This is a genomic window from Neobacillus sp. YX16 (assembly GCF_030123505.1).
GTDB lineage: Bacteria > Bacillota > Bacilli > Bacillales > Cytobacillaceae > Neobacillus.
On the sequence record NZ_CP126115.1, the window covers coordinates 1,614,843 to 1,629,984 of the forward strand.

Consider the following 15,142-nt stretch of genomic DNA (forward strand, 5'->3'; position numbering starts at 1 on the left):
GAAGTTCGGAAAAGAAGCTCAAAAGTCCATTCGGTATTTTTCCGTGTTTGTTTCCACCAGCCACAAACTCTCTGAATCGGTTAAAAATACGTACTACTCTTTCTCATCGCTAAAGCTAATAATTTATTTATATCTATTATAAATAAATATATACTGGTAATCAAGTCAGTTAAGTGTTACTTCTTCTTCCCGCCGACACTTTTCCACCTTGTTTGGAACCTTGCGCTTTGTTCAACGAATTCAGAGCGTTTTTTTCCTCCGAAGACCTTTTCACCGAATCCATTCGTTATTACACCCATAAAGGCAGTAATCCCAATAATAAGAATTGCAACCATTGATAAATCAGCTATGTACCCACCCATGATAAAACCTCCATTTTTCCAAATCAAAAAAAATGATTAACAGTTTGTAGTGTAAAATCCCTCATGTTCATTTTAAAAGAACTTGATGGTTATTAAAAGAGGAAAAAGAATAAAAAGAGATAAAGTTACAAAAAAATGAATGCGTTTTCAATCCCGAGATTTTAATTGAGAAAATTGACGTGATTTTAGTTTCATCATTATCTGTGAATACCTACATAAAAATAATAATTAAAGCGAAAATTATATAAGGCTGTTTGTTTATCATGACAAGATTAAAAGCTTATGAAATTATGAAACCTTTTTGCGATATTTTCGTCTAATATATAAGAAACTAATAATAAAAGCTACTAATTGGACATTCAATAAATTTTGAAAAAAGGATACCTTTTTTAGAGACAGTGGTGTATAATTAATGATATAAATTACTTATTTATAATAATTTTAATTTAGGAAACATAGATGGATTTACAATAGATTTGGATTGTATTAAAAAGAGGAGTGTGGAGACGAATGGTAACATTATACACTTCACCAAGTTGTACATCATGCAGAAAAGCAAAATCATGGTTAGAAGAACATGAAATCCCATATACTGAGCGAAATATTTTTTCTGAGCCATTGTCAATTGAAGAAATTAAAGAAATTCTTCGAATGACAGAAGACGGTACAGATGAAATTATTTCTACACGGTCTAAGACATTTCAAAAATTAGATGTGAACCTAGACACAATGCCATTGCAGGACTTATTTGAATTAATTAAAGCTAACCCTGGACTATTACGTCGTCCTATTATTATCGACGAAAAGCGTTTGCAGGTTGGCTATAATGAGGATGAAATTAGACGGTTTCTACCGAGGAGAGTTCGAACTTTCCAATTAAGAGAAGCACAGCGTATGGTGAATTAAACTAAAATGATCAAGCCTTCATTCTGAAGGCTTTTTTTCTACTCTTGATGCCATTTAATTTGAGATTTCTCTGTCATTTTGTTACAATGTAAGGAATATCTAATTAATAGGCAAATTAATGGTTTTTGCAATTAAAGGTAATTTTATTTCCCAAATTAATACTTTTGTCATAAAATGAAAGTACAAGGATTATATTCTTTTTGACATTACTATAATTCTTTGGGAAATTGCTAAAAAGCATTGTCTGCTGGGGGTATTTTGTCCCTTCAATATGGAAACGGAAGGGAGAGGTAAAGATGGAAATCGAACGAATTAATGAGAATACAGTTAAGTTTTACATCTCTTATGGTGATATAGAAGAACGAGGCTTTGATCGTGAAGAAATTTGGTACAATCGGGAGCGAAGTGAAGAACTTTTTTGGGAAATGATGGATGAAGTCCATCAAGAAGAAGAGTTTGTTGTGGAAGGACCTCTGTGGATTCAAGTGCAGGCTTTAGAAAAAGGGCTGGAAATTCTTGTGACGAAGGCACAGGTTTCAAAGGATGGACAAAAGTTTGAGCTTCCAATTCCAAATGAAAAATTAAAGGATTTGCCTATTGATGGCAATATTGAAGATATCTTGGATCAGCATTTCAACCCTGGACAACGTGACGATGACGACCTTTTACTTGAAGAAGAGTCTTTAGAGTTTTTAATTGCTTTCAAAGATTTTGAAGACGTCATTATGTTGTCAAATCGAGGCGGACTTGATGATTTAATCACTGTATTGTACAACTTTGATAATAAATATTATTTATATACTGAGTTTCCTGAAGATTTGTTTGAAGAGGACGAAATCGATGATATCCTAAGTATCCTGTTAGAATATGGTTATGAAACACAGTTAACCATCCATCGAATCCAGGAGTATGGTAAAGAGATAATAGCTGAAAATGTATTTGCTGTAATAAGAAAGCATTTCAAATAAACGTACCGATTTCGATTATTGAAATCGGTATTTTTTACATAGGTTAAATTCTTTTTGAGGGTGATGAGACTGAAAAACACGGTAAGGGTTGTATTGTTTGTACTGGTTCTATCCGTACTTATGTTTTTCTTTAAGGAGTATATAAATGATGGGGTATTTGGTTTTCTGAGTCTTTTAATAACGTTGTCTGTCATTTTTATTTCATTCGTTATTTTTTTAGAGAATCGACATCCAACACAAACTATAACCTGGTTAGTTGTATTGGGGAGCTTTCCTCTAGTAGGTTTCTTTTTCTATTTACTTTTCGGAAGGAATTATCGTAAGGAGAAAATGTATCGGAAGAAATATTTTCTTGATAAACAAGCTTTTTTGACCGTGGAGGGTGAAAATGACCCGCGAGGTGAAGAAAAACTTGGATTAATGGCCGAGCACCAAGCAAGGCTATTTACTTTGGCGCAAAAATTGGGGAACAGTCCCATCTCCTTTGATACGTCAACGAAGGTATTAACCAACGGGGAGGAAACCTTTCATCACATTCTTGAGCAATTGAATAGAGCCAGACATCACATCCATATTGAGTATTATATTGTCCGGGATGATCGGATTGGACAAGAAATTAAAGAAATTTTAATTGAAAAGGCAGCACAAGGGGTTGAAGTCCGGTTTCTATACGATGCAGTGGGTTCATGGAAATTATCGAAAAAGTATATCAATGAGCTAAAAAACGCTGGAATAGAAACAGTATGTTTCGGTCCTGTAAAACTGCCATTTTTAAATAATAAATTTAATTTCAGAAATCATCGGAAAATAATTGTGATTGATGGAATGATTGGGTTTGTCGGCGGACTAAATATCGGTGACGAATACTTAGGCAGGAATCAAACATATGGCTTCTGGCGAGACACCCATTTAATGTTAAGAGGGGAAGCCGTTCGATCATTGCAGCTGATTTTTTTACAAGATTGGTATTACATGACCAATCATAGCTTCTTAACGGCAGAATATTTGTCTCCTCAAATAGATGAAAAAAACCATGGTGGAGTTCAGCTAATTGCCGGGGGTCCGGATAATGAATGGAGTGTAATAAAAAATATTTTTTTCTCGATGATTACATCTGCAAAAGAGTCTGTTTGGATTGCCTCACCATACTTTATCCCTGATGAGGACATTTTTTCCGCGATAAAAGTGGCTGCCCTTAGCGGGATTGATGTGAGATTGCTTGTACCCAACCGGCCTGACAAACGAATTGTCTTCCATGCCTCACGTTCTTATTTTCCAGAGCTATTGGAAGCAGGCGTTAAGGTATACGAATATGAACGCGGGTTTATGCATAGTAAAATTGTCATTGTTGATCATGAACTTGCCTCTATAGGGACTTCAAATATGGATATGCGCAGCTTTCATTTGAATTTTGAGGTTAATGCTTTTTTATTTCGTACAAAAAGTACCCAGAAGCTAGTGGCAGAATATATTAATGATTTAGAATATGCTAAGGAGCTTGAATTAATCTCATTTAGGAAGAGGCATATTGGCTTGCGGTTAATTGAGTCAACAGCAAGGTTACTTTCACCGCTTCTTTAAGTTCACAAACTCGTCAAATTGGCGAGTTTTCTTTTTGGTTAAAACAGGGTTTTTTGTAAAGTGCAACGAATGTAAGAAGCAAAAGGAGGCTGATATTAATTTGTTAAATGCTAAAACAAGTTCAGGAACAACATTTAGCTTAGGTAATCATTATAGGAAGGAGAATCTATTATCTCTACGGAAAACGGAGAAGTTTTTTTGTCCGGTCTGTGGGGAAGCCGTTTCTCTTAAATTGGGCAATCAACGAATTTACCACTTTTCTCATCGAAGCGGAACGGTTTGTAGGGATATTTTTGAAAGTGAAACAATTTATCATATGGAAGGAAAGCTCCAGCTCTACCAATGGCTTAAAGAGCAGCAAATCCCTGCAGAATTAGAATATTTTGATCACATCATCGGGCAGCGCCCTGATATCATGTTCCATTATGATGGAAACAAATATGCATTGGAATTTCAATGTTCACCCATAACAGAAGAAATATTTATCAAACGAACGGATTCCTACTTTCAACAGAATTATATCCCACTTTGGATTATAGGCGGTAATCATATAAAAGCAAAAAGGAGTAATGTTTTCTCCCTGTCAAACTTCCATTATTTCTTTTTAAGAGAAACAAAGGGCAGACAGTTGTTACTTCCTTCTTATTGCCCCGAAGAAAAACAGTTCCAAATCCTCAGTTCAATTCTTCCTTATTCGATAAAAAATACAATCGCAAATTCCCTTCATTTTTCTATTCAAAATGCCGGAATTGAGGATATTTTAACACCCAAATGGATCGCTCACTCAAACTTCTCTAAATGGTTAAATGAACATGAGAAATCTACCATGTATTGGTCACTTCATCCTAGTCCCGACCAAAATCGTTTTCTTCGCGAAATTTATCATCATAACCTCAACTTATATTTGCTTCCCCCGGAAATCGGTTTACCTGTTCACCATTCTCTTCTAATCCAAACACCTGCAATTGTCTGGCAAACCTATTTGTATTTAGACGCCTTGGAGGACAAATCACCCAATGATCTTATTAATCTGAAAGAGGTTGAAAGAAATTTTAACGATAGAATTAAAACCAAGGAGATTACGATAAGGAAACTGCCTCAAATTCCAAGAGAAACATCCTTTTTAGCGGTGAAAGAGTATTTTCTTCAACTAGAGAGACTTGGCATCGTTATAAAAAGAAACGAAACGACGTACCAACTACAAAATAGGATTTACATCCCCAAAACAAACCGAGAAAAGGAAGAAAGAAGGAACGAATTTATTCAAAAAAATAGGACCATCCTAGCAAAAACATAAATGAAATAGCACTTTAGGGCATAATATAATGGGTAAATCTTATTTTATTAAAGGAAATCGCATGAAAAAAGGAGAATATAAAAAGGGGTAATTAACTTTAACGTAACCAGAAAAAAAGTTGAATGGAGGAAGAAATATGGCAAATGAAGCTGCAGTAAAAGCATTGCCTGCTAGAAGTGAAATACCTGTTGAAGATACATGGAAATTAGAAGATATATTTTCAAGTGATCAAGAATGGGAACAAGAATTTCAAGAAGTAAAAAACCAGATTTCTGGGATTAAGGAATTTGAAGGGAAACTTGGAGAGAGTGCTGATACGCTTTATAATGCGCTTCAATTTCAAGATAAGCTTCTTGAGAGAATTGGAAAGCTTTATACATACGCCCATATGCGCTATGACCAGGATACGACTAATTCCTTTTACCAGGGATTAGATGATAGGATGAAAAACCTTTACTCTCAAGCAGGCAGTCAATTAGCATTCATTGTCCCTGAAATTCTTGCTCTTGAGGAAAATAAGGTGAATGGATTTTTAAATGAGAAGGATGAATTAAAGCTTTATGAGCATGCCATTGAGGAAATTAACCTTCAAAGACCACACGTCTTGTCTGCAGAGCAGGAAGCCTTGTTAGCTGAAGCAAGTGAAGTGATGGATGCATCTAGTAATACCTTCGGGATGTTAAATAACGCTGATTTAAAATTCCCTTCTGTTAAAGATGAAAATGGTGAAGAGGTTGAAATTACTCATGGACGTTACATCCGATTTCTTGAAAGTGGAAATCAAAACGTTCGTCGAGACGCGTTTAAGGCTGTTTACGAAACGTATGGAAACTTCCGAAATACTTTTGCCAGCACAATAAGCGGCAATGTAAAAAAGGATAATTTTAATGCAAGAATTAGAAAATACGACTCTGCAAGGCATGCGGCACTATCAGCCAATAATATTCCTGAAAGCGTCTATGATAATTTAGTTAACACGGTAAACGATAATTTACATTTATTGCACCGCTACGTTAAACTTCGGAAAAAAGTATTAGGTGTTAACGAATTGCATATGTATGATTTATATACACCTCTAGTAAAAGACGTTAAAATGGAAATCCCTTACAAACAGGCGGAGGAGCTTGTTGTAAAAGGCCTCGCTCCATTAGGGGAGGAGTATTCACAAATCTTAAAAGAAGGATTTGAAAACCGCTGGGTAGATGTTCATGAGAATAAAGGAAAGCGCAGCGGTGCTTATTCTTCTGGGGCTTATGGCACCAATCCTTATATCCTAATGAATTGGCAGGATAATGTGAATAACTTATTTACATTGGCTCATGAATTTGGTCATTCCGTTCACAGCTACTATACAAGAAAGAATCAGCCATACCCGTATGGAAACTATTCTATTTTTGTTGCTGAGGTAGCCTCAACCTGTAATGAAGCACTTTTAAATGATTATTTATTGAAAACGATTGATGATGAACAAAAAAGAATCTATTTATTAAACCATTATTTAGAAGGATTCAGAGGCACTGTATTCCGTCAAACCATGTTTGCAGAATATGAGCATTTAATCCATCAAAAAGCTCAAAATAATGAGGCGCTGACAGCCGATTTATTAACGAGTGAATATTATGCATTAAATAAGAAGTATTTTGGTGATGAGGATATTGTGATTGATGAAGAAATCGACTTAGAATGGGCTCGAATTCCTCATTTCTATTACAATTATTATGTGTATCAATATGCTACCGGCTTTAGTGCAGCTACTGCATTAAGTAAGCAAATCTTAGAGGAAGGTGAGCCTGCTGTTAAACGCTATATCGATTTCTTAAGTTCTGGAAGCTCTGACTACCCAATCGAAGTTCTTAAGAAAGCCGGTGTGGATATGACTAGCGCTGACCCGATTAAGGATGCATGTAAAGTATTTGAAGAGAAATTAAATGAATTAGAGCAGTTATTATCTTAAAGAGGAAAGGGATGGTACCATGTGTACCATCCCTTTAAAATCCTCTAAATCTTTTTCTGTCATTCAAATAGAACAGAAGAGTAAAGATCCCAATGAAAAATAGCGGAATGCTAATTAGTAATGGGAAAACCTTCATTAAGGCTAAAATGTGAAGGGAAAATCCACAAAAAATAAAGAGAATCATGAGGATAACAGGCAAGTTTTTCATAATGTATTCCACCTTTTTGAGAAAATCGTGTTTCAACCTAGTTATAGTTTATTGTCCACATTAGGTTAATATGATTTTGACAATTATGTGAAATAACACACAATCACATTGTCAATGGGTTCTGCCACATGGTATATTCTATACGTGAAGTTAGTCACAACAAACATATACCCCTTTGTTTGACCGTGAAAAATTTCTCCCATCCCCTTTGTTCGTATAAAATAGAAAAAGACCTTGCAGTTTGGCTGCAAGGTCTTTTCACGTTTAAGAAGTCACTGCGATTGGATTAGTCTTCAAGATACCGCCAGAATGTTCCATACTTTGCCGGAAGTTGTTCCACCTTTTGAAGTAAAAGCAATTGTTTCATTTCTCGCTCTACTTGAGAGATTGACAAATTATAAACTACGGCAATTTCTTTAGAAGCTACTAGTTTAAAATACTCCAGAAATTTTTCTAAAGGGGGCGGCTGATTTTTTTCAGGCTCTACAGAAAGCATTTCTTCAAGAATTTGCACATAGACTTCATAAGGGTAGGGCCCGGTAATTTTAATGCCCTCATCCTCTGCATTCTCGTTAAAAAATACAAGCGTCGGTATTTCTTGTACCTCCATCTCAGTGGTGATTTTTAGGTCACACTGGAATGCTTTAGCCGCGCTTTCAGAATGAAAATCGGATATGAACTCCTCTACATCTAATCCTGCATTTTCAGCACAGGATGTTAATACTTCAATATGGGAGATGTTTTGTTTATCGATAAAAAGTTTTTCCTGCAGCTTGCGTAGAAACCGTATGCCTGCTCGTCTGCCTTGCAGCTCAGCTGCCTTTATTGCAACAGAGGCTATATACGGGGAAGCTACTGGATTTTCTAACCAAAGGCTTCCATCACAGGACATCCCTGATCTGCTTGCTGTCTTTTCCCATAATTCCGCAATCACTTCATAATTTTTCTTTTTGCTGACATTTAAATTTGCGATACGACCACTTAACACATGTTTTATGGAAAAATATCTGCCATATTCAATGTGTAATTTTTTTAAGATAGGCTCAAGTGCCCAACACTCTGGGCATAAAGGATCGATGAACATATATATTTCAAGCGGCTTCTTGTCATAACTGTAGGAGTTTGGCCTTGAAGTGAATCCAGGAATACTCACGAATTTTCACCCGGTATCTCACTGCCATCAGGCTTATTAATCATATGCTGAGCAGTAAGATAGAGCCTAGAATAAAATTCATCCCTAAATGGACCCTCTAAACCAGTCTTGTCCATCGCTTGTGTCATGCATGAAAGCCATGCCTTTGCACGAGCAGGAGTAATGGGAAAAGGCAAATGTCGTGCACGCATCATCGGATGACCATGCTCCTCTGTATACAATGGTGGTCCTCCCAAATATTGTGTTAAAAATTGCTTTTGTTTTCGGGCAATTTCTGAAAAGTCATTTGGAAAGATTGGAGCAAGATCAGGATGTTGTGCAACTAGACCATAAAAAGTATCCACGAGACGATGTAGAGCAGCTTCGCCAAGGGCCTCATATGGAGTAGGCTTTTTCTCATTCATGTTGACAACTCCTTTGAATATGTTTGTATCTTTATTTTATCAATGCTAAATTCATATCTCAAATAAACCGCTTATAATTTTTGCTGGTAAAACCGAGCAATCTTATTCTGAGTTTTTCGTATAGGTATTTCATATTGTTTAAGTAGTCCTTGAAATACAAGTTGTCCACTTTGGAAATCTTCCACTTCGTATTCAATCTCATAGTCTTCTTTGTTTAAATAAAAGCTATGATCCAATACAAGTAAACCCTCTTTGTAGGGGAATTCAGCTCTTTTGGTTGTGAGAGATCCAAAATATACAATTTTGTTAAATGCAATTTTTAATTGTTCTATTCGTTCCTGGACAATTCCCTTTGGGAATATCTGCTGTTGAATGGCTGCCTTAAACTCATTTGCAGATAAAAGTTGTGTCGTTTCTAAAAGTCCAACAGCTGCCGGTTGTTTTAACGTCAATTCAAAGTTATTCTTTTTTTCTCTGATTCTTAGGGCAGAACCTAGGTTCTTTAAAGCAAATTCCGGTGTGTCGAAGTAATGATTTGATTGCATGACAATATCCTTTTCCTTAACATTAAATGTTTTAAGAAGATTTTCATATTCAACTTTAGTAAGTAAGTTCTTAAATTCAATTTCGATTGTCTCTGACATCAGGTCCATTCCTTTCCTAACATATATTTATTGTATCTTAGCTTTAAGTTAAACCGCAATTCTTGGGAGAAATGGATAGATTATGCTAAAATAAGGGAGTGAATAGTGGAGGTAAAAAGGATGAATAAAAGAATAACAATTACAAAAGCGAACTTTTTGAATAGTAAATTAAATTTATATGCAAGTGAGTCCATTAGCGGGTTAAGCCCCGCAGAACAAATTCTTGTTGATTCTAAAGAATTTTCTTTTGTTTATTTACTGGAAAATCTAGAGGGTTATACATATATCGACATGAAAGAGCCAATTTGGCCTTGGTTAAAAAAGGTACTAGAACAACCAATTCCAGTGTGGATTCTTTTTGAAGATGAACAATTGGAATTAACAAATTTCTATGAGGAATTATCTGAACTAATAACCAACATAAGAGGCAATAGTAATTATGGTGCAGAAATGGTCACGAAAGTAGAAGAGATTTTTTAAACATATTATAGTTGTCATTGGGGTGGAATGATGAAGCATTGGGACCAGTTTTTAGCTCCATATAAACAGGCAGTGTCAGAGTTGAAAATAAAATTAAAAGGGATGAGAGGACAATTTGAGCTAGATTCCAGCCATTCACCAATTGAATTTGTGACGGGGAGAGTTAAGCCAATTGCAAGTATCCTTGATAAAGCAAATCAAAAGGGTATTCCACTAGATAAATTGGAAGAAGAAATGCAGGATATTGCTGGAATGCGAATCATGTGTCAATTTGTAGACGACATTCATCATGTTGTTAGCTTATTAAGAAATCGAAATGATCTTCAAATTGTTGAGGAAAGGGATTATATTTCATACAAAAAGACAAGTGGATATCGCTCTTACCATGTAGTTATCATGTATCCTGTTCAAACAATTCATGGAGAAAAAAGGATTCTTGCTGAAATACAAATAAGAACCTTAGCGATGAACTTTTGGGCAACAATTGAACACACATTGAGTTATAAATATAAAGGGATTTTCCCAACTGATATTCAAATGAGGCTCCAGCGAGCTGCGGAAGCAGCATTTCGTTTAGATGAAGAAATGTCATTGATTCGTGGTGAAATCCAAGAGGCCCAAGCGTTTTTTACGAGAAATAAAGAGTTTAAACAAGAAGAGAAAAGCTGATAGAGCTTTTGTAAATTTCAGTACAAGGAGTATACGATGATGAAATTTGCCATTACATCCAAAGGAGATCAAAAGTCGAATATCTTAATGCACAAGATGAGAACGTATTTACTGGACTTTGATCTTATTTACGACGAGGACCAACCAGATATTGTCGTCTCAATTGGAGGCGACGGGACACTTCTATATGCTTTTCACCGATACAGCAGCCGCTTGGATAAGACCGCTTTTGTTGGTATTCATACTGGACATTTAGGTTTTTATGCTGACTGGACACCTGATGAAATTGAGAAGCTCGTCATTGCGATTGCCAAGACACCATATCAGGTTGTTGAATATCCATTAATTGAAGTAATCATCCGTTACCAGCATGCAGGTAAGGAATCCAGATATCTTGCACTAAACGAATCAACTGTCAAAAGTGTTGAAGGGACATTGGTTATGGATGTGGAAATACGCGGGCAGCACTTTGAACGGTTTCGAGGGGATGGTTTATGTGTCTCCACGCCATCAGGCAGTACTGCTTACAATAAAGCACTTGGTGGGGCTATTATCCATCCATCGATATCTGCATTACAGGTTGCAGAGATGGCTTCAATAAATAATCGCGTTTTTCGAACGGTTGGATCACCTCTAATCCTGCCATCCCATCATACTTGTATGCTGAAACCAGTTAATCGGGTAGATTTCCAAGTAACGGTTGATCATCTTACTTTACTTCATAAAGATGTAAAATCAATTCAATTCAGGGTGCCAGATGAAAAAATTCGCTTTGCTCGTTTTCGTCCATTTCCTTTTTGGAAGAGGGTCCATGATTCATTTATATCGGATTCCGATTAATCCTAATAGCTGGAGGAAAAAACATCATGATATCAGGTTTTCAACTTCAGTGGGAAGTTAATAAACAGCAAGCAGGCCGAATGATTAAGGAATTCTTGAAAGAAGAAGAGATATCTCGAATTGCTCTAACGGATATTAAATTTAATGGCGGGAAAATTCTGGTGAATGACATTGAAGTGAATGTTCGTTATGTGTTAAAAGAGGGTGAATTCTTAACCGTTATTTTTCCTCCTGAAAACCCAAGTGCAGGGGCAGCAGGGGAAAAAATCCCATTGGAGATTCTTTTTGAAGACCAATATTTACTGATTGTTAACAAACCTGCTGGCATGAGTACCATTCCATCGCGAGAACATCCCACAGGAAGTCTGGCTAACGCCTTGATAGGATACTATGAAGAAATTGGAATAAGAGCTACCTCTCATATTGTCACCCGTTTGGATAGAGATACTTCTGGTATTGTCTTAATTGCAAAGCATCGCCATGTTCATCATCTACTAAGCAAACAACAGAAAAATGGTAATATAAAAAGAACATATGAAGCACTTGCAGAGGGTAATCTTGTACTCGAAGAAGGTTCAATTGAGGAGCCGATTGGAAGAAAGTTGGACAGTATTATTGAAAGAGAGGTACGGAGTGACGGGCAATATGCGTGCACCCATTACAAGGTACTTAATAGATATAAAGAGTTTACACATGTTGAATTACAGCTAAAGACTGGTCGAACACATCAAATTAGGGTTCACATGTCTTTTATTGGGCACCCCTTATTGGGAGATGACCTATACGGGGGTAACCAAACGCTGATTAATCGGCAGGCACTACATTGTAAAAAGATTCATTTTCCTCACCCATTTAGTGGCCAGGATATGAATTTCACATTAAACCTTCCTGAAGATTTGAATGTATTAATAAAGGCTGACTCCTAGAATGTCAGCCTTTTTGCGTTTTTTGGTGATTTCCTAGGAAATTTGTCGATGTTGATAGGATTATTTACCCTATTTTTAAGCAAAGTCTTTAAATTTTTCTCCTATGTATGGCATAGTAGAATCTACAGAAACTATTTCCAACTCTGGGTACCGGAGGGCAGTTAACTTACCCCCAAAAACAGCTCCAGTATCAATATTATAGGTATTATTAATAACTCTTGGTTCTCTTACCGGTGTGTGACCATAAACGATTAAAGGCTTACCAGCATACTGCTTAGCCCAATCTCTTCTTACAGGAGAACCATCTGGGTTTTTCTCACCTGTAATATCTCCATAAAGGACAAACGTCTTCACTTTAGAGTTTGTTTTGCCGATAAATTCTTCTTTGATCCCAGCGTGGGCAATAACTAGCTTATCTTGATCTACTATTAAATGAAGCGGCGATTTTTCATAGAGTTCGATGAATTTCCTTTTAGTGGTTTGCTGTTCTTTTCGTGGCAGTGATTTGAATTCTGCTACAGTTGTTTCAAGCCCATGGGTTTCCTGAACCTTATTCCCAAGAAAGTAACGATACAGTTTATTACAATGGTTTCCAGGTGTGTAAAATGCCTTTTTCTGCTCTATTACCAGTCGCCATACTATTTCAGCAACCTTTAGAGAAGATGGACCGCGATCCGTTAAATCGCCAACAAAACCTAACAGCCTGTTTTCGGGATGAGACGGGATTCCATCACTCCACTGGTAACCCAACTTCTTAGTTAAAGCTTCAAATTCTGGCAAACAGCCATGTATATCTCCGATGATATCAATTTTCATGGAATATTCCCCCTTATTTTTATTTTTTGTTTGTTTAGTGATTTTTATAAAAAGAAATGAAGGAGGCCATTTATGGAACAACATGCTTCTGTAATATCTTTACTGGTGGTAGTGACGGTTGCTTTTGTAACCCCAATTTTACTACACCGATTAAAATTATATTTTATCCCGGTTGTAGTTGCAGAAATAATTATGGGACTTGTGATTGGGAAAAGCGGCTTCAATGTAGTTCATGAAGATATGTGGTTATCAACACTTTCGACACTTGGCTTTATTTTCCTCATGTTTCTTAGTGGATTAGAAATTGATTTTACTGCCTTCACAGGAGGGAAGAAACAAAATACACTTCCAAATGGTAAAAAGGAACCGAACACCTTCTTGGCCTCATTTATCATTTTTATTGGTATATTTATTATTTCCCTGTTGTTATCCTATTTGTTTGTATTTGCAGGTTTTATAGACAACGCATTTTTAATGACGCTCATAATATCAACGATATCCCTAGGGGTTGTGGTTCCGACTTTAAAAGAAGCACACCTGATGAAATCCAACATTGGCCAAATCATACTATTGGTTGCAGTGGTGGCTGATTTAGTGACCATGATCCTCTTGGCCATATTTGTGTCAATTTATGATCCAGGACAAGGGAATACATGGCTTCTGCTTATATTGTTTGCTGCTGGTGTTGTTTTGTATTTTGTTGGTAAACGTTTTAAAAATCGTCCCTTGCTTGAATCATTGTCAAAAGGGACTGTACAAATCGGAACCCGTGCAGTATTTATGCTCATTATAGTATTAGTTGGACTCTCAGAAACAGTAGGTGCAGAAAATATCCTAGGAGCTTTCCTGGCAGGCGTATTGGTATCTCTTCTATCTCCAAATCAAGAACTAATCCATAAACTAGATTCCTTTGGTTATGGTTTCTTAATACCAATCTTTTTTGTAATGATTGGTGTGGAACTAGATGTTTGGTCTTTATTTGCGGATAGAAAGCTTTTGTTATTAATACCGCTTTTATTATTAGGACTTCTGCTATCAAAGATAGTCCCAGTATATCTATTGAAAATCTGGTATGATACAAAAACAGTGCTTGCATCGGGTTTCTTACTTACGTCTACACTATCGTTAGTAATTGCAGCGGCGACAATTGGAGAGCGTATGGAGGTCATTACTCCGGAGATGAGTGGAACCCTTATTCTCGTTGCCGTCATCACTTCCATTTTTACACCGATAGCCTTTAAGAAATTGTTCCCAAAAGAAGTGGGTGCCAATCCAAAAGTAAGAATTGCATTTTTAGGTGCAAACCAAGTTACGCTTCCTGTTTCAAGGGAACTAAAATCAGGTTTATATGAACCAACCCTCTATCATACAAGAATGGACAAATCAGATAAACTTATCTCTAATTCATTATTTGATATCGTTGAGATTTTTGATTATTCGTTAGAAACAATTGAAACGAATAAGATTTTTCAAACGGATATTGTTGTCATTTCCACTGGCCAGGATCAGACAAATGCAAGCTTAGCATTGAAGGCTAAGGAAATGGGTGTTTCCAGGGTAATTGTTCGTATTGAAAGTCCCGAATTTGAGCAAAGTCTGAGAGAAAATGAAATTGAAGTTTTCTCATCCTTCATGTCAACGAAAACATTGTTGCGGGCATTAATTGAAACACCAAGTGTAATGAACATATTAACCAATCAAGAAAGCTCGCTTTATGAAATAAGAATGCAAAATGAGCAGTACGACGGAATGACGCTAAGAAGGTTTCCGTTTACAGGAGATGTTATTTTTGTTCGTATATTTCGAGGAAAGGATTCGATTGTACCACATGGTGATACGGAACTGCTCCTAAATGATCGTTTGATTGTAACGGGGTCAAAAGAGTATGTAGATGAGCTAAAAAGGGAATTAGAATTCTAAGGGAGGAATATCCT

Annotated in this window: 15 protein-coding genes and 1 other annotated feature (1 of these 16 running past the window's edge); of the genes, 10 read left to right on the forward strand and 5 right to left on the reverse strand. The window is 36.3% G+C overall.

The features are described from left to right. Window positions 1–116 (reverse strand) — a binding site (T-box leader) (it extends 128 nt beyond the left edge of the window). Between the two features lie 60 nt (window positions 117–176). Beyond that, the gene (locus QNH48_RS07915) at window positions 177–362 is read right to left on the reverse strand and encodes a hypothetical protein (RefSeq protein ID WP_095249784.1); all 186 of its coding nucleotides are present in this window, start codon (window positions 360–362) and stop codon (window positions 177–179) included. Window positions 363–872: 510 nt separating this feature from the next. Here QNH48_RS07915 and spxA point away from each other — a divergent pair. From spxA to pepF, 5 genes are all read left to right on the forward strand, one after another. Continuing rightward, window positions 873–1,268 (forward strand): transcriptional regulator SpxA, encoded by a 396-nt coding sequence (gene spxA / locus QNH48_RS07920; protein ID WP_045519743.1) that lies wholly within the window; start codon window positions 873–875, stop codon window positions 1,266–1,268. Between the two features lie 296 nt (window positions 1,269–1,564). Then, entirely contained in the window at window positions 1,565–2,236 is a 672-nt protein-coding gene (gene mecA, locus QNH48_RS07925; RefSeq protein ID WP_283954463.1) for an adaptor protein MecA, read from the forward strand. A gap of 69 nt (window positions 2,237–2,305) precedes the next feature. Next, window positions 2,306–3,817, forward strand: coding sequence for a cardiolipin synthase (cls, locus tag QNH48_RS07930; RefSeq protein WP_283955713.1), 1,512 nt, complete (start codon window positions 2,306–2,308; stop codon window positions 3,815–3,817). A gap of 100 nt (window positions 3,818–3,917) precedes the next feature. Beyond that, entirely contained in the window at window positions 3,918–5,114 is a 1,197-nt protein-coding gene (locus QNH48_RS07935; RefSeq protein WP_283954464.1) for a competence protein CoiA, read from the forward strand. Between the two features lie 136 nt (window positions 5,115–5,250). Next, window positions 5,251–7,068 carry an oligoendopeptidase F gene (gene pepF, locus QNH48_RS07940; protein ID WP_283954465.1) on the forward strand — a complete coding sequence of 606 codons (1,818 nt, stop codon included), beginning with the start codon at window positions 5,251–5,253 and terminating at the stop codon, window positions 7,066–7,068. A 494-nt stretch (window positions 7,069–7,562) separates the two neighbouring features. Here pepF and QNH48_RS07945 read toward each other — a convergent pair whose 3' ends face one another. From QNH48_RS07945 to QNH48_RS07955, 3 genes are all read right to left on the reverse strand, one after another. Next, a complete protein-coding gene (locus QNH48_RS07945; RefSeq protein ID WP_283954466.1) occupies window positions 7,563–8,429 on the reverse strand; it encodes a ClpXP adapter SpxH family protein in 867 nt (288 codons plus the stop codon). Further along, window positions 8,426–8,833, reverse strand: coding sequence for a globin domain-containing protein (locus QNH48_RS07950; protein WP_283954467.1), 408 nt, complete (start codon window positions 8,831–8,833; stop codon window positions 8,426–8,428). The genes QNH48_RS07945 and QNH48_RS07950 overlap by 4 nt, the downstream gene beginning before the upstream one ends. Window positions 8,834–8,904: 71 nt before the next feature. Next, window positions 8,905–9,477, reverse strand: a complete 573-nt coding sequence (locus QNH48_RS07955; RefSeq protein ID WP_283954468.1) for a CYTH domain-containing protein — start codon at window positions 9,475–9,477, stop codon at window positions 8,905–8,907. Window positions 9,478–9,597: 120 nt separating this feature from the next. On the opposite strand from QNH48_RS07955, the gene QNH48_RS07960 reads away from it, so the two are divergent. The 4 genes from QNH48_RS07960 to QNH48_RS07975 are packed head-to-tail and all read left to right on the forward strand — an operon-like array spanning window position 9,598 to window position 12,392. Next, a complete protein-coding gene (locus QNH48_RS07960; protein ID WP_283954469.1) occupies window positions 9,598–9,957 on the forward strand; it encodes a UPF0738 family protein in 360 nt (119 codons plus the stop codon). Between the two features lie 30 nt (window positions 9,958–9,987). Beyond that, window positions 9,988–10,626, forward strand: coding sequence for a GTP diphosphokinase (yjbM, locus tag QNH48_RS07965; protein ID WP_283955714.1), 639 nt, complete (start codon window positions 9,988–9,990; stop codon window positions 10,624–10,626). A 39-nt stretch (window positions 10,627–10,665) separates the two neighbouring features. After that, window positions 10,666–11,466, forward strand: a complete 801-nt coding sequence (locus QNH48_RS07970; RefSeq protein WP_095249773.1) for an NAD kinase — start codon at window positions 10,666–10,668, stop codon at window positions 11,464–11,466. A gap of 26 nt (window positions 11,467–11,492) precedes the next feature. Next, window positions 11,493–12,392 carry an RluA family pseudouridine synthase gene (locus QNH48_RS07975; protein WP_283954470.1) on the forward strand — a complete coding sequence of 300 codons (900 nt, stop codon included), beginning with the start codon at window positions 11,493–11,495 and terminating at the stop codon, window positions 12,390–12,392. Between the two features lie 75 nt (window positions 12,393–12,467). Here the strand turns inward: QNH48_RS07975 and prpE are convergent, their stop codons facing one another. Then, window positions 12,468–13,208 carry a bis(5'-nucleosyl)-tetraphosphatase PrpE gene (prpE, locus tag QNH48_RS07980; RefSeq protein WP_133371681.1) on the reverse strand — a complete coding sequence of 247 codons (741 nt, stop codon included), beginning with the start codon at window positions 13,206–13,208 and terminating at the stop codon, window positions 12,468–12,470. 72 nt (window positions 13,209–13,280) lie between these two features. Here prpE and QNH48_RS07985 point away from each other — a divergent pair, with 72 nt between their 5' ends. After that, on the forward strand, window positions 13,281–15,128 hold the full coding sequence (locus tag QNH48_RS07985; protein WP_283954471.1) for a monovalent cation:proton antiporter family protein: 1,848 nt from the start codon (window positions 13,281–13,283) through the stop codon (window positions 15,126–15,128). Window positions 15,129–15,142: the final 14 nt, after the last annotated feature.

Coding starts and splice junctions, on each gene's coding strand:
- QNH48_RS07970 (WP_095249773.1), top strand. CDS start 10,666: ATGAAATTTGCCATTACATCCAAAGGAGATCAAAAGTCGAATATCTTA.
- QNH48_RS07915 (WP_095249784.1), bottom strand. CDS start 362: ATGGGTGGGTACATAGCTGATTTATCAATGGTTGCAATTCTTATTATT.
- prpE (WP_133371681.1), bottom strand. CDS start 13,208: ATGAAAATTGATATCATCGGAGATATACATGGCTGTTTGCCAGAATTT.
- QNH48_RS07985 (WP_283954471.1), top strand. CDS start 13,281: ATGGAACAACATGCTTCTGTAATATCTTTACTGGTGGTAGTGACGGTT.
- mecA (WP_283954463.1), top strand. CDS start 1,565: ATGGAAATCGAACGAATTAATGAGAATACAGTTAAGTTTTACATCTCT.
- QNH48_RS07960 (WP_283954469.1), top strand. CDS start 9,598: ATGAATAAAAGAATAACAATTACAAAAGCGAACTTTTTGAATAGTAAA.
- pepF (WP_283954465.1), top strand. CDS start 5,251: ATGGCAAATGAAGCTGCAGTAAAAGCATTGCCTGCTAGAAGTGAAATA.
- QNH48_RS07950 (WP_283954467.1), bottom strand. CDS start 8,833: ATGAATGAGAAAAAGCCTACTCCATATGAGGCCCTTGGCGAAGCTGCT.
- yjbM (WP_283955714.1), top strand. CDS start 9,988: ATGAAGCATTGGGACCAGTTTTTAGCTCCATATAAACAGGCAGTGTCA.
- spxA (WP_045519743.1), top strand. CDS start 873: ATGGTAACATTATACACTTCACCAAGTTGTACATCATGCAGAAAAGCA.
- QNH48_RS07975 (WP_283954470.1), top strand. CDS start 11,493: ATGATATCAGGTTTTCAACTTCAGTGGGAAGTTAATAAACAGCAAGCA.
- QNH48_RS07955 (WP_283954468.1), bottom strand. CDS start 9,477: ATGTCAGAGACAATCGAAATTGAATTTAAGAACTTACTTACTAAAGTT.